Origin of the sequence: Pseudonocardia sp. T1-2H, assembly GCF_038039215.1 — a bacterium.
In the GTDB taxonomy this organism is placed as follows: domain Bacteria; phylum Actinomycetota; class Actinomycetes; order Mycobacteriales; family Pseudonocardiaceae; genus Pseudonocardia.
The window spans coordinates 1,953,381-1,967,165 of sequence record NZ_JBBPCL010000001.1; the positions used below are offsets into that span (position 1 = coordinate 1,953,381).

14 protein-coding genes are annotated in these 13,785 nt (G+C 73.4%); 12 read left to right on the forward strand and 2 right to left on the reverse strand.

Annotation, left to right across the window (positions count from 1 at the left end):
* The first annotated feature begins 2 nt into the window (after nucleotides 1-2).
* Together WBK50_RS09810 and WBK50_RS09815 are read left to right on the forward strand one after the other, a co-directional pair.
* Entirely contained in the window at nucleotides 3-812 is an 810-nt protein-coding gene (locus WBK50_RS09810; RefSeq protein ID WP_341335291.1) for an FAD binding domain-containing protein, read from the forward strand.
* A 12-nt stretch (nucleotides 813-824) separates the two neighbouring features.
* Complete coding sequence (locus WBK50_RS09815) at nucleotides 825-1,322, forward strand: (2Fe-2S)-binding protein (protein ID WP_341335292.1); 498 nt, start codon at nucleotides 825-827, stop codon at nucleotides 1,320-1,322.
* Here the strand turns inward: WBK50_RS09815 and WBK50_RS09820 are convergent.
* Nucleotides 1,241-1,897, reverse strand: coding sequence for a GNAT family N-acetyltransferase (locus WBK50_RS09820; RefSeq protein WP_341335293.1), 657 nt, complete (start codon nucleotides 1,895-1,897; stop codon nucleotides 1,241-1,243). The two genes, WBK50_RS09815 and WBK50_RS09820, sit on opposite strands and share 82 nt — an antisense overlap.
* Before the next feature lie 504 nt (nucleotides 1,898-2,401).
* On the opposite strand from WBK50_RS09820, the gene uraD (WBK50_RS09825) reads away from it, so the two are divergent.
* The 6 genes from uraD (WBK50_RS09825) (at nucleotide 2,402) to WBK50_RS09850 (ending at nucleotide 7,124) form a co-directional block, all read left to right on the forward strand.
* On the forward strand, nucleotides 2,402-4,369 hold the full coding sequence (gene uraD / locus WBK50_RS09825) for a 2-oxo-4-hydroxy-4-carboxy-5-ureidoimidazoline decarboxylase (protein ID WP_341335294.1): 1,968 nt from the start codon (nucleotides 2,402-2,404) through the stop codon (nucleotides 4,367-4,369).
* A complete protein-coding gene (gene uraD, locus WBK50_RS09830) occupies nucleotides 4,366-4,860 on the forward strand; it encodes a 2-oxo-4-hydroxy-4-carboxy-5-ureidoimidazoline decarboxylase (RefSeq protein ID WP_341335295.1) in 495 nt (164 codons plus the stop codon). Before uraD (WBK50_RS09825) ends, uraD (WBK50_RS09830) begins: the two co-directional genes overlap by 4 nt.
* On the forward strand, nucleotides 4,857-5,168 hold the full coding sequence (gene uraH, locus WBK50_RS09835; protein ID WP_341335296.1) for a hydroxyisourate hydrolase: 312 nt from the start codon (nucleotides 4,857-4,859) through the stop codon (nucleotides 5,166-5,168). Before uraD (WBK50_RS09830) ends, uraH begins: the two co-directional genes overlap by 4 nt.
* Nucleotides 5,169-5,171: 3 nt before the next feature.
* Nucleotides 5,172-6,017 carry a factor-independent urate hydroxylase gene (gene pucL / locus WBK50_RS09840; RefSeq protein WP_341335297.1) on the forward strand — a complete coding sequence of 282 codons (846 nt, stop codon included), beginning with the start codon at nucleotides 5,172-5,174 and terminating at the stop codon, nucleotides 6,015-6,017.
* A 208-nt stretch (nucleotides 6,018-6,225) separates the two neighbouring features.
* Nucleotides 6,226-6,432 carry a hypothetical protein gene (locus WBK50_RS09845; protein WP_341335298.1) on the forward strand — a complete coding sequence of 69 codons (207 nt, stop codon included), beginning with the start codon at nucleotides 6,226-6,228 and terminating at the stop codon, nucleotides 6,430-6,432.
* Nucleotides 6,429-7,124 carry an endonuclease domain-containing protein gene (locus WBK50_RS09850; protein WP_341335299.1) on the forward strand — a complete coding sequence of 232 codons (696 nt, stop codon included), beginning with the start codon at nucleotides 6,429-6,431 and terminating at the stop codon, nucleotides 7,122-7,124. Before WBK50_RS09845 ends, WBK50_RS09850 begins: the two co-directional genes overlap by 4 nt.
* Nucleotides 7,125-7,176: 52 nt before the next feature.
* On the opposite strand, the gene WBK50_RS09855 is transcribed toward WBK50_RS09850, so the two are convergent.
* Entirely contained in the window at nucleotides 7,177-8,715 is a 1,539-nt protein-coding gene (locus tag WBK50_RS09855; protein WP_341335300.1) for a PucR family transcriptional regulator, read from the reverse strand.
* Nucleotides 8,716-8,808: 93 nt separating this feature from the next.
* On the opposite strand from WBK50_RS09855, the gene WBK50_RS09860 reads away from it, so the two are divergent.
* The 4 genes from WBK50_RS09860 to pucD are packed head-to-tail and all read left to right on the forward strand — an operon-like array spanning nucleotide 8,809 to nucleotide 13,764.
* Nucleotides 8,809-9,690 carry an FAD binding domain-containing protein gene (locus WBK50_RS09860; protein WP_341335301.1) on the forward strand — a complete coding sequence of 294 codons (882 nt, stop codon included), beginning with the start codon at nucleotides 8,809-8,811 and terminating at the stop codon, nucleotides 9,688-9,690.
* Nucleotides 9,687-10,151: a (2Fe-2S)-binding protein gene (locus WBK50_RS09865; RefSeq protein ID WP_297645930.1), complete on the forward strand. Its 465-nt coding sequence runs from the start codon at nucleotides 9,687-9,689 to the stop codon at nucleotides 10,149-10,151. Before WBK50_RS09860 ends, WBK50_RS09865 begins: the two co-directional genes overlap by 4 nt.
* On the forward strand, nucleotides 10,148-11,488 hold the full coding sequence (locus tag WBK50_RS09870; protein ID WP_341335302.1) for an 8-oxoguanine deaminase: 1,341 nt from the start codon (nucleotides 10,148-10,150) through the stop codon (nucleotides 11,486-11,488). The genes WBK50_RS09865 and WBK50_RS09870 overlap by 4 nt, the downstream gene beginning before the upstream one ends.
* A complete protein-coding gene (pucD, locus tag WBK50_RS09875; protein ID WP_341335303.1) occupies nucleotides 11,485-13,764 on the forward strand; it encodes a xanthine dehydrogenase subunit D in 2,280 nt (759 codons plus the stop codon). Before WBK50_RS09870 ends, pucD begins: the two co-directional genes overlap by 4 nt.
* Nucleotides 13,765-13,785: the final 21 nt, after the last annotated feature.

A 13,785-nucleotide genomic window follows, 5' to 3' on the forward strand; every position in this document is an offset into this window, starting at 1 on the left:
CGATGAAGTGCGCCCCGTTCGACTACGTCCGCGCGAGCAGCGTGGAGGAGGTCGTGAAGACCCTGGCCGAGGCCGACGGCGACGGCAAGATCCTCGCCGGCGGGCAGAGCCTGGTGCCCGTGTTGGCGCTGCGGATGGCCCGGCCGTCGGTGCTCGTCGACGTGAACCGGATCCCCGGGCTGGGTTCGGTCCGCCCGGTGGACGGCGCCGTCGAGGTCGGAGCGCTCACCCGCCACAGCAGGCTGGCCGCGCAGACCCACCACCCGCTGCTCGCCGAGACCGCCAAGTGGATCGGACACACCGCGATCCGCACCCGCGGCACGGCGGGTGGCAGCATCGCGCACGCCGACCCGGCGGCCGAGCTGCCCGTCGTCGCGGTCGCGACCGGCGCGACGGTGAGCATCGCCGGGTCCGGCGGGGTCCGCACCGTCACAGCTGACGAGCTGTTCGTGAGCGCGCTGGTCACCTCCCTCGACGACGACGAGATGATCACCGGTATCCGCTTCCCGCAGCCCACCCGCTGGGGCTTCGCCGAGTTCGCCCGCAGACACGGCGACTTCGCGCTGGTCACGGCCGTGGTCACGGAGATCGACGACGCCGTGCGGATCACCGTCGGCGGCGTCGGGGCCGTCCCCGTCCGGGCGGAGGCCGGGGAGCGGGTACTCGCCGACGGCGGCACGGCCCGCGAGGCCGCGGCCGCCGCCTCCGCCGAGATCGACCCCACCGCAGACCTTCACGGGTCGGCGCCGTTCCGCAGGGCGATCGCCGCGGAGATGATCCGCCGCGCCCTCGCGCAAGCGGGAATCCAGTAGGAGAGGACCGACATGGACGTCACCTTCACCGTCAACGGCGACCGCATGCGGCTCGACGTCGAGCCCCGGCGCACCCTCGCCGACGCGCTCCGCGAGGACTGCGGGCTCACCGGCACCCATCTCGGCTGTGAGCACGGGGTGTGCGGCGCCTGCACGGTGCTCGTCGACGGCGAGCCCGCCCGGGCCTGCCTGATGTTCGCCGTGCAGGCCGACGGGTCGTCGCTCACCACCGTCGAAGGGCTGGAGGGACAGGACAGCGAGCTGCACCCGCTGCAGGAGGCCTTCGTCACCCACCACGGCCTGCAGTGCGGCTTCTGCACCCCGGGCATGCTGATGAGCGCGCTGCACCTGCTCGACAACGACCCCGAGCCGGGCCGGGAGAAGATCCGCGAGGAGATGTCCGGCAACATCTGCCGGTGCACCGGCTATCAGGGCATCGTCGACGCGATCGAGGCCGCGGGGGAGTCCCTGCGAGAGGTCGACGCGGAGCCGGCCGAGGCCTCCCCGTAGCCGGCCCGGGCGGTCCCTCGGTCACAGCCCTGCTGTCGGGGCGGCCATCCGATCGGTGAAGGCGATTGCGTGCGGTAGTGGTAGCCGCACACCTCGGTGAAGCCCGTGTTGTCGTACAGGCGGAGTGCCGGGTCGTTGTCGCTCTCGACCTGAAGGTAGATACCGTCCGCTCCTCGGGCGGTCGCCCAGCCGGCCAGCGATGCCAGGATGCTGCGGGCCGCGCCCCTCCCCGCACCTGGGGGAGGGTCGCCATCCCGAAGACCCCTGCCCAGCCGGCGTCGACCACTGCGCGGCCCACCGCAACGACCTCGTCCCCTTCCAGGGCACTGGCGTACGCGCTCGGCCGAGACACCCGGCCGAGCATCTTCCACTCGCGCTCCGGGTCGATGCCACTGCCGTGGACCGCGTACCAGACGTCGAACCACGCGGTCGTCGGGCTCTCGTCCAGCCGGATCCTCAGCCCGTCCGGCCGTGCCTGCGCCCGGACGTCCGCGGTCGAGGCGGTCCGCAACGACATAGGGCTGTCCCGGCGGTAGCCGCGCCGTGCGAGGGTTGCGTCGAGGTCGGCGGGGCATGCGCCCGGGCTGACCTGGAACCTCGTCGTCACCCCGAAACCCGCGTAGAAGCTCTCGGCTGCCGAGATCATGCGCGGCAGGTCGTCCCGACCGGCGTCCCCGTGCGGCAGCACCGTTCCCATCCACCAGGACGAGCTCGCGGAGTGGCGCAGCCACCAGCCGCCGATGTGCTGGACGTGCTCTGCAGGGAGGGCCCTGGCCACTCTCTCCTGCAGGCCCCGCACCGTCTCCGGACTACGGACGGACGACACCGACACCCGCCACCCCCAAACCTTCGATCCTTCGCACACGGAAAGTAGTCCGATAGCACGAGCCGGCCGGTCGCGACCAACCGCCGGCCTCGCCGTGACGCGGGCATCGGCGCGTTCCCTGTCGATCACCGGGCTCTGTCGGATCCCACAAAAGCGCGCGGGGCCCGTCCGTTCGCTTCGTGCGCGCGGTGCCTGGCCCGGCGACCGTGGTGCGGGTCACCCTGGGCGGCGATCCCACCCCACCCCTCAAGAGGTGCCCGTGCGCGCTACCGCCCGAACCCGAACACGCACGTCCTGGTCCCGACGCGGCCAGGAGGGCCGCCGGCCCCACCCCGTCGACGAGGTCCTCCCCGCCGGCAAGCTCGCCGTCTACGGCGTCCAGCACGTGCTGGCCTTCTACGCGGGTGCGGTCATCGTGCCGATCCTGCTGGCCGGTGCGATCGGGCTGTCCGAGCGCGAGCTCATCCACCTGATCAACGCCGACCTGTTCACCTGCGGCATCGCCTCGATCATCCAGTCCGTCGGGTTCTGGAAGGTCGGGGTGCGGCTGCCGCTGCTGCAGGGCGTCACGTTCACCGCGGTGTCCCCGATGATCGCGATCGGTCTCGCCGCCGGCGGCGGGACGGACGGCCTACTGGTCATCTACGGCGCCGTGATCGTCGCCGGGCTGGTCACGTTCCTGATCGCCCCGTGGTTCAGCAGGTTGATCCGGTTCTTCCCGCCGGTCGTCACCGGCACGGTGATCACGATCATCGGCCTGGCCCTGCTACCCGTCGCCGCGCTCGACGCGGTTGGCGGCGGCACCGCCACCGACCCGACGAGCGGGCGGAACCTGGCCTACGCGCTCGGCACCTTGGCCGTCATCGTGGTGATCCAGCGGGTCTTCCGCGGGTTCACGGCCACCGTGGCGGTGCTGATCGGCCTGGTCCTGGGGACGGCGGTGGCGTGGACGCTCGGCGACGCGACCTTCTCCGCCGTCGGCGAGTCGGCCTGGCTGGGGGTGACGACGCCGTTCTACTTCGGCTGGCCCAAGTTCGGCGCGGCCGCGATCGTCTCGATGATCGTGGTCATGCTGATCACCGCGGTGGAGACCACCGGCGACGTGTTCGCGACCGGCGAGATCGTGGACAAGCGCGTCGGCAAGGAGGACGTCGCCCGCGCCCTGCGCGCCGACGGCCTGGCCACCACGATCGGCGGCGTCCTGAACTCCTTCCCGTACACCTGTTTCGCCGAGAACGTCGGCCTGGTCCGGCTGACCCGGGTCAAGAGTCGGTACGTGGTGGCCGCGGCCGGCGTGTTCATGATCCTCATCGGGCTGGTGCCGAAGGCGGGCGCGGTCGTCGCAGGCATCCCGCACCCGGTGCTCGGAGGTGCGGCGCTGGCCATGTTCGCGACCGTGGCGGTCGTCGGCTTCCAGACGCTCTCCCGGGTCGACTTCCACGACCACCGCAACGTCGTGATCGTCGGGACCAGCGTCGGGCTCGCCATGTTCGTGACCGCGCAGCCCGACGTCGCGAAGGCCCTGCCCGGCTGGGCGCAGATCATCTTCGGCTCCGGGATCACCCTGGGCAGCATCACCGCGATCGTGCTCAACATCGTGTTCCACCACGTGGGCCGGGACTTCGGACCGGCCGTCGCGGGCGCCCCCGGTACACCGACGGTGCGGCTCGACCAGGTCAACCGGATGAGCCGGGAGGAGTTCGTCGCCGCCTTCGGACGCCTGTTCCAGGGCCCGACGGACGTGGTCGCCGGGGCGTACGACCGCAAGCCCTTCGCCGACACCGGGGCGCTGCGGGCCGCGTTCCAGGAGGCCCTGTTCGCCGCGCCCCGCGAGGAGCAGCGCGCGCTGATGGCGGCCTACCCGGACCTCGGCGGCGACCTCGTGGCCGACGGCGACGCGGGCGAGGACTCCCGCCACGACCAGGCGTCGGCGGGCCTGACCAGGCTCTCCGACGACGACCGCACCGACTTCGCCGACCTCGCCGCGGCCTACCGCGAGCGGTTCGGGATCCCGCTGATCGTGTGCGTCCGGGACGCCCCGGCGCGCGAGGCGATCCTGCACGAGGGCAGACGGCGGCTGGGGAACTCGCCGGCGCAGGAGCACGCTGCCGCACTGATCGAGATCGCGAAGGTGGCCAACCGGCGCTTCGCCGACCTGGTCGCCGAGGCCAACCCGATCAGCACCGCGCGTGCGGGCGCGTTCGGGGCGGGGCAGCGGTGACGGGGGTCCCGATCTTCGACGCCCTTCCCGCGGCGGAGGCGGAACGGGAGCTGCTGGCCTGCTGCTCGGCGCCCCGGTGGGCTCGGGAGGTCGTCGCGGGGCGGCCCTACCGGACCGCGGCGGCGCTGCAGGCCGCGGCGGCCGCCGCCCTCGCCGACGCCGATCTCGACGCGGCGCTGGAAGGCCACCCGCGGATCGGCGACCGGACCGCCGAGGGGACGGCCCGCCGGGAACAGCGCGGCGTGGCCGACGCGCCGGTCGGGGTCCTCGCCGCCCTCGCCGAGGGCAACCGCGCCTACGAGGAACGATTCGGGCACGTCTACCTGGTCTGTGCGAGCGGCCGCAGCGCCGAGGACCTGCTCGCCACCCTCCGGTCGCGGCTCGGCAACGACCCCGCCGAGGAGCGGGCCGTCGCGCTCGCCGAGCTGGCCGCGATCAACCGGCTGCGGCTGGGCAGGCTGCTGGACCGGTTGCGGGAGGAGGCGGCATGAGCCTCTCGACCCACGTCCTCGACGCCACGTCGGGCGGCCCGGCCGTCGGCGTCCCCGTCGTGCTGACCAGCGGGGACACCGAGATCGCCCGGGCGATCACCGACGCCGACGGCCGCGCCCGGCTCGGGGAGACGGGCCCCGGCGTCCACACGCTGACCTTCGCCACCGGCGACTGGTTCGCGGCCACCGGCCGGCAGGGGTTCTACCCCGAGGTGGCCGTGACCTTCACCGTGTTCGACCCCGGGCGTCACCAGCACGTGCCGCTGCTGCTGTCACCCTTCGCCTACTCGACCTACCGCGGGAGCTGAGAAATGGGAATCGTGCTGGGGGACAACAGCTACGGGAAGGCGGAGAACCGCGTCGTGCGGATCTACCGCGACACCCCGCGCCACGAGATCCGCGACGTCACCGTCTCGACGGCGCTGCGCGGGGACTTCTCCGCGGCCCACCTCGAGGGCGACCAGGCCCGGGTGCTGCCGACCGACACGCAGAAGAACACCTGCTACGCGTACGCCAAGGAGAAGGGCCTGCGCGAGATCGAGACCTACGCCCTGGACCTGGGCCGGCACTTCGTCGACGACGTCGAGCCGGTCACGGGTGCGCGGATCGCGGTCGACGAGCACACGTGGGAGCGGGTGCCGGTGGACGGGAGGGGCCACGACCACACCTGGGTCCGCCGCGAGTCGGAGATCCGCACGACGGTCGTGGAGGTCGACGCCACGGGTGCGACCGTGGTGTCCGGGCTGAAGGACCTGGTCCTGCTCAAATCGACCGGCTCGGAGTTCGCCGGGTTCCTGGTCGACGGGTACACCACGCTCGCCGAGACCCACGACCGGATCATGTCGACCTCGCTCGTCGCGACCTGGCGCTACACCGGCACCGAGGTGGAATGGGACAAGACCTGGTCCGACGTCCGGCGGATCCTCCTGGAGCGCTTCGCGACCGTGCACTCGCTCGCCCTGCAGCAGACGCTGTGGGAGATGGGGAAGGCGGTCCTGCAGGCGTATCCGGAGATCGCGGAGGTCTCGCTGTCGGCGCCGAACAAGCACCACTTCGTCGTCGACCTGAGCCCGTTCGGCCTGGAGAACTCGGGCGAGGTCTTCCACGCCGCCGACCGCCCCTACGGCCTGATCGAGGCCACCGTCACCCGGGACTGACAGCCGCCCCACCGCCCAGAATGTGCATTATGGCCCCATAGCTGCCATTTTCGAGTCGATGCGCGTGTGTTATGGGGCCATAATGCACTCCGGCGGCGGCCGCAAGAGGGGCGGTTGATTGTGGACAGCTGCCGGGTGGGTCTGCCGGGTTGTGGACAGATCGGCCTTTCCGCGGATTCGGCGGCGGAGTGCGGCGCAGGATGCGTCCATGGTCGACCGTACGAGCCCGCAGCTCCGGGAGCATGTGCTCTTCCGCGGGTCCGAGGCCCTCGCGGCGGGAATGGTCAGCCGGCGCGCCCTACGGAGCGATCGGTTCCGGCGCCTCTTCCGGGACGTCTACACCTGGAGCACGGTCCCGGTCACCCACGAGTTGCGGGCCCGGGCCGCGGCGATGGCCCTTCCCGGGGAGTGGTGATCACCGGTCGGTCCGCCGCGGCAGTGCGGGGCGCCGCGATCTGCTGGCCGGAGGACCCCGTTCACGTCGCCGTACCGCTCGGCATGCGGGTGGACCGGCGTACCGGGTTGCTGGTTCGGCGCAGCGATCTGACTCGTGACGAGTTCGCGCCGTGGAAGGCGGGACTGCTCGCCTCACCGTTGCGGATGTGCCTGGACCTACTGGTCGGGCGCCCTCTACCCGACGCCGTCGCCGACCTCGACCAGGTGCTCAGGCGGCGGTTGGTGGACCGGCAGGCCCTGACCGCGATGCTCCGGAACCGGTCGGACAACGGCATCGTGGTCGCCCGGCAGGCGGAGGCCCTCGCGATCGGCTGCTCCGACTCCGTGCCCGAGTCGCAGATGCGGGTGCACCTCGTCCTCGCCGGTCTGGAGCCGGTCCCCCAACACTGGATCGAGGTCGGCGGCGAGCGGATCGCCCTGGTCGACCTGGCGTTCCCGGAGCGGAAGCTCGCCGTCGAGTACGACGGCGCGTGGCGGAACAACGAGATGTGGGCGTTGAACCACGACCGCACCCGGTTGAACCAGGTGCAGGCCGCCGGCTGGCGCGTCGTCTTTGTCACCGCACAATTACTTCGCACCCCCGCAGAAATGACCAACCAAATCCGGTCAGCCCTAGCCGGCCGCCCCGCGACGCGCATTATGGAGCCATAACTCACCTTTTCGCGGCTCTAGACGTGAGCTATGGCTCCATAATGCCGGTCGGTCAGCGGGAGCGGAGGGCGAGGAAGACGTCGACGCGGTCGGCGGAGGCGCCCAGGTCCCGGCCCGTCAGCTCCTCCACCCGGCCGATCCGGTACCGCACGGTGTTGACGTGCAGGTGCAGCCGCTCGGCCGTCCGGCTCCACGACCCCGAGCAGTCCAGGAACGCCTCGAGCGTCTCCAGCAGCCCGGCATCGTTGCGCTCGTCGTAGGCGAGCACCGGGCGCAGCACGCGCTCGGCGAAGGTCCGCCGCACGTCGTCCGGCACCATCGCGAGCAGCGCGACGTGCGAGGTCACCTCCGCCGCTGTGACGACGTGCAGCGACCCCGGCCGCCGCTCGGCCAGCGTCCGCGCGTGCGTGGCCTCGTGCAGGGCCCCCGTCAGCGCCGCGAGCGCGGCGGGCCTGCTCACCCCCACCGTCAGCCGGTCGCCCGAGCGGCCCGGCTCCCCGATCCCGGGCCTCAGCCGGCCCAGCGCCGCGTCGAGCACCGCCGTGTCGCCGGGGACCAGCGCCACCGCCAGCCCCTCGTGGGTCCCGACGACCGGTGGCCCGAGGTGCGCGGCCGCGTCGACCAGCACGGAGCGCGCCGTCTCCGCCCGGCCCGGCCCGGTGAACCCCGCGACCGCGACGGCGAGCGGGTGCGCCGGGTCCAGGCCCGCCTGCCGCAGCCGGACCGGCAGCTCCGGGCGCTCGCCCGCCCCCTCCGCGACCAGCGCGATCGCGTCGTCGGCGATGTCCCGCGCGACCCGCAGGCCCTCGCTGCGCCGGGCCCGGTCCAGGGCCGCGACCGCCACCAGCTCCCCGACGGTCTCGGTCGTCTCCTGGTCCCACTCCGGCCGCGCCCCGTCGACCACGACGAACCACGACGTCGGGCGCAGCTCGGACGCCGGGCCGACCGGGAACACCGACCGCACCGGCCCCGGACCCGGCACCACCGCGGGCAGCCGCTCGGCGGTCAGGAACGCCGCGACCACCCGGTCGATCTCGCTCTCCGGCAACGGTTCCGGGCCGGCCGCCAGCGCCCGGCCGGTGGCCGTGAAGACCCGGCACGTCAGCCCGATCGCGGCGCCGACCTGGGCCGTCACCGCGTCGAGCCCCATCCCGCCGGCGACGGCGGCGAGCAACTGCCGCTGCCGGCCGACCGTGACCGCGAGCCGGTCCCCGCGCGCCGCGGTCACCGACCCGACGACGAACTCGGTGACGGCGGCGAAGGACACCTCCTCCGGCACCGCGACCAGCGGGACGCCGTGCCGCCGGCAGGCCTGAACGACGTCGTCCGGGATGCCGTGGAAGACCGCGGCCCCGGCGGCCAGCGCCGCCACCCCGGCCTTCGCGAGCGCGCCGACGAAGCGCTCGGTGTCCGCCTCCGACGTCCGCCACACCAGGCCGCTGATCACCAGCTCGCCCCCGGAGAGGTAGCGGCCGGGGTCGATCAGGTCGGTCGTGTACACCCAACGCACCGGGCGGTCGAGCGCGGCCTCGTCCCCGTGGAGCATCCGGAGCCCGAGGTCGGCGCGCCCGACCAGGTCCCGCAGCAGCATTGGAGGAACGTACAACCGCGGGACCCGGGACCGCCACGGGTTCGTCGCGGCGGCGACTACTGGCGCGGACCGCGCGGGGCTGTACTCGTTCCCATGGACTTCCTGGCGCCGACCTCCTGGGCAGAGGCCCTCGAGACCAAGGCCGCGCACCCCGACGCCCTGCCCGTGGCGGGCGGCACGGACGTCATGGTCGAGCTCAACTTCGACCACCGCCGCCCCGCCGCCCTGCTGGACCTGAACCGGGTCCCCGAGCTGCGCGACTGGTCCCTGGCCGAGGGCCGGATCCGGCTGGGCGCGGGCGTCACCTACGCCCGCGTGATCACCGAGCTGGGCGCGACGCTGCCGGGCCTGGCGATGGCCGCCCGTACCGTCGGCTCCCCGCAGATCCGCAACCGCGGCACGGTCGGCGGCAACCTCGGCGCAGCCTCGCCCGCCGGCGACAGCCACCCCGCGCTGCTGGCCGCGTTCGCCGACGTGGAGATCGCGTCGGTGCGCGGGACGCGGGTCGTACCCGTCGCAGACTTCTTCACCGGGGTCAAGCGCTCCGTGCTCGAGCCCGACGAGCTGATCGCGGCCGTGCTGGTCACCCCGCCCGCGGGCCCGCAGCAGTTCAGCAAGATCGGCACCCGCAACGCCATGGTGATCGCGGTGTCCGCCTTCGGGTTCGCGCTGCACCCGCACCGGCGGGCCGTCGGCACCGGGATCGGGTCCGCCGCCCCCACGCCCCGGCCCGCCCCCGAGGCCGCGGAGTTCCTGGCCGGCGAGCTCGAGGCCGCCGGGCTGTGGGACTCCCGCGGCCCGCTGCCCGAGGGCCTGGCAGGAGAGTTCGGCCGCCGCGTGCGCGACGCCGCGGCCCCCATCGACGACGTGCGCGGCAGCGCCGCGTACCGCCTGCACGCCCTGTCGGTGATGGCGCGCCGCACCGCCACCTGGGCGTGGGACCAGTACCGCACCGACATCAGGAGCACCGCGTGAGGATCGAGCTGACGGTCAACGGCACCCGCCGCGAGGCCGACGACGTCTGGGAGGGCGAGAGCCTGCTGTACGCGCTGCGCGAGCGGCTCGGCCTGCCCGGCTCCAAGAACGCCTGCGAGCAGGGCGAGTGCGGCTCCTGCACCGTCTACCTCGACGGGCTGCCCGTGTGCTCCTGTCTGGTCGCGGCCGGCCAGGCGCAGGGCCGCGAGGTCACCACCGTGGAGGGCCTGGGCGGGGCCGAGCTGGACCCGGTCCAGCAGGCGTTCGTCTCCAACGGTGCGGTGCAGTGCGGCTTCTGCACCCCGGGCTTCCTGGTGAGCACGCACGACCTGCTGGAGCGCAACCCCGCGCCGTCCGACCCGGAGATCCGGGAGGCGCTGGCCGGGAACCTCTGCCGCTGCACCGGCTACGAGAAGATCCTGGACGCCGTCCGGGCGGCCGCCGCGGAGCGTGCGTCGTGATCATCGAGGGCGCCCACGTCGTCACCGTGACCGGCGAGGAGTACCCCGACGGGCACGTCGTGGTCGAGGGCAACCGCATCACCGCGGTCGGCGCCGGGCCCGCCCCGGCCCGCGACGGTCACGAGGTCGTCGACGCCCGCGGGTGCCTGCTCACCCCCGGCTTCGTCAACACGCACAACCACCTCTACCAGTGGGTCACCCGCGGGCTCGCGGTCGACGCGACGCTCTTCGAGTGGCTCACCACGCTGTATCCGGTGTGGGCGGGCATCGACGAGCACGCGGTCCACACCGGGGCGAGCGGCGCGCTCGCTCGGCTGGCGCTGACCGGCTGCACCACCAGCACCGACCACCACTACGTGTTCCCCCGTGAGGGCGGCGACGTGTTCGCCGCGGAGATCCGCGCCGCGCAGGAGGTCGGGCTGCGGTTCCACCCCTGCCGCGGGTCGATGGACCTGGGTCGCAAGGACGGCGGGCTGCCGCCCGACCACGTCGTCGAGGACCGCGAGGCCGTCCTGCTGGCGTCGGAGGCCGCGATCGACCGCTGGCACGACCCGTCGCCGGAGGCGATGCTGCAGGTCGCGCTGGCCCCGTGCTCGCCCTTCTCGGTGACCGGCGACCTCATGCGCGAGTCGGCCGAGCTGGCCCGCCGCCGGGGCGTACGGCTGCACACCCACCTCGCCGAGACCCTCGACGAGGAGGACTTCTGTCGGGAGCGGTTCGGCTGCTCCCCGCTGGACTACGTGGAGGGGCTCGGCTGGACCGGCGCCGACGTCTGGTTCGCCCACTCCGTCCACCTCGACGACCCGGCCGTGAAGCGGGTCGGCGCGACCCGGACCGGGGTGGCGCACTGCCCGTCGTCGAACGCACGGCTCGGGGCCGGCATCGCCCGCACCCGGGACCTGCGCGACGCCGGCGCCCGCGTCGGCCTCGGCGTCGACGGCGCCGCGAGCAACGAGGCCGGGAGCCTGCTGGAGGAGGTGCGGCACGCGGTGCTCTTCGCCCGCGCCGTCGGCGGGCCCACCGCACTGACCGTCCGCGACGGGCTGGAGCTGGCCACGATGGGCGGCGCCCGGGTGCTCGGCCGCGAGACCGACCTGGGCTCGATCGAGGTGGGCAAGCTGGCCGACCTCGCCGTCTGGCGGCTCGACGGGCTCGGCCACGCCGACGTCGCCGACCCGGTGGCGGCGCTGGTCCTGGGCTCGCCACCGCCGCTGGACCTGCTGCTCGTGAACGGGCGCCCGGTCGTCGAGCACGACCGCGTCGTCAGCGTCGACACGGATTCGATCGCGCGCGAGTGTGCCCGCGTCCACCGCACCCTGCTGGAGAAGGCGTCATGACGAGCACCGAGACGAAGAGCGCCGGCGTGATCGGCGACTCCCCGCTCCGCCCCGACGGCACGCTGAAGGTCACCGGCGAGTTCGCGTACGCCTCCGACCTCTGGCACGACGACATGGTCTGGGGCGTCACGCTCCGCAGCCCGCACCCGCACGCCCGGATCCGCGGCATCGACCTCACCGAGGCGCTGGCGCTGCCCGGCGTCTCCGCGCTGCTCACCGCCGCCGACGTCCCCGGCGAGAACGCCGTGGGTCTCGAGCACCTCGACACCCCGGCCCTCGCCGACGGCGTGGTCCGCTACCAGGGGGAACCCGTCGCGCTTGTCGCCGCCGACCACCCGGAGACGGCCCGCCGCGCGGCGAAGCGGATCCGTGTCGACTACGAGGAGCTGCCCGCGGTCACCGACCCGCGCCGGGCGCTCGACGACGACGCGCCGCTGGTTCACCGGACGCGGGACGACAACCTGGTGCGCGCCATGCAGATCCGGCGCGGCGACCCGGAGCCCACCGCGCCGGTCGTGGTGGCGCTGGACTTCGAGGTCGGCATGCAGGACCAGGCCTTCCTCGGGCCCGAGGCCGGCCTGGCGGTGCCCGACGGCGAGGGCGGCGTCGACCTCTACGTCGCCACCCAGTGGCTGCACGTCGACCAGCGCCAGATCTGCCGGGTTCTCGGGCTGCCGCCGGAGCAGGTCCGGCTGAGCCTGGCCGGGGTCGGCGGCGCGTTCGGCGGCCGCGAGGACCTGTCCATGCACGTCCACGCCTGCCTGCTCGCGCTGCACACCGGCAAGCCCGTGAAGATGAGCTACGCCCGCGACGAGTCCTTCTTCGGGCACGTGCACCGGCACCCGGCCTGGCTGCGCTACGAGTTCGGCGCCGAGCCCGACGGCACGCTGGTCTACGCCAAGGCCGACATCCTGTTCGACGGCGGCGCCTACGCCTCGTCGACGGGTGCGGTCGTCGGCAACGGCGGCACGCTGGGCCTGGGCCCGTACCGGATCCCGAGCGTGCGGGTCGACGCCCGCGGCGTCTACACGAATAACCCGCCCTGCGGCGCGATGCGCGGTTTCGGCTGCGTGCAGGCCGCGTTCGCGCACGAGGCCCTGATGGACGAGCTGGCCGACACCGTCGGCGTCGACCGGGTGGAGATCCGGGCACGCAACGGGATGCGCGAGGGCGACCACAACATCACCGGGCAGCTGATCGACTCCGCGGCGCCGGTCGCCGAGCTCATCGAGACGGTGCGGGACATGCCGCTGCCGCCCGAACGCCCCGAGAGCGACGTCGACATCCGGGATCTGCCCGGCGGCGTCTCCAACACCACGCACGGCGAGGGCGTCGTCCGCGGGATCGGGTACGCCGTGACCTACAAGAACGTCGGCTTCTCGGAGGGCTTCGACGACTACTCCACGGCCCGGGTCCGGCTGGAGCTGACCGCGGGCGAGCCGGTGGTCACCGTGCACACCGCGGCCGCCGAGGTCGGGCAGGGCCTGATCACCGTGGAGCAGCAGATCTGCCGCACCGAGCTCGGCGTCGAACGGGTCGTGGTGCACCCCAAGGACACAGGAGTCGGCTCCGGCGGCTCGACGTCGGCCTCCCGCCAGACGTACGTCACCGGTGGCGCGGTCAAGGCCGCGTGCGAGGCCGTGCGGGCGTCCGTGCTGGTCAGGGCAGCTGCAGTGCTGGGCCGCTCCGACCTCCGGCTCGACGGGGAGAAGATCGTCGCGGCCACGGGCGAGGTGCTCGCCGGCCTCGCCGACGTGCTCGACGAGGCGGTCGAGGAGACCGTCGAGTGGCGGCACCGGCCCACCTACGAGATCGACCCGGTCACCGGTCAGGGCGACGCGCACGTCCAGTACGCCTTCTCGGCCCACCGCGCCGTCGTCGACGTCGACGTCGAGCTCGGGCTGGTCAAGGTCGTCGCGCTGGACACCGCCCAGGACGTCGGCAAGGCGATCAACCCCGACGCCGTGATCGGCCAGATCCACGGCGGGAGCGCCCAGGGGATGGGGCTGGCGCTGATGGAGGAGGTGGTCGTGACCGACGGCCGGGTCCGCAACCCGTCCTTCACCGACTACCTCATCCCGACGATCCTCGACATGCCGCCGATGCAGGTGAAGGTCCTGGAGTACGCCGACCCGCACGCGCCGTACGGCGTCCGTGGGGTGGGGGAGCCGCCCACGATCTCCAGCGGGCCCGCGGTGGCCGCGGCGATCCGGGCGGCCACCGGGAAGGCGCTGCGCCGCGTCCCGGTCCGTCCGGAACACATCACCGGCACCTGACCCGCACTCGATCTTCAGCAG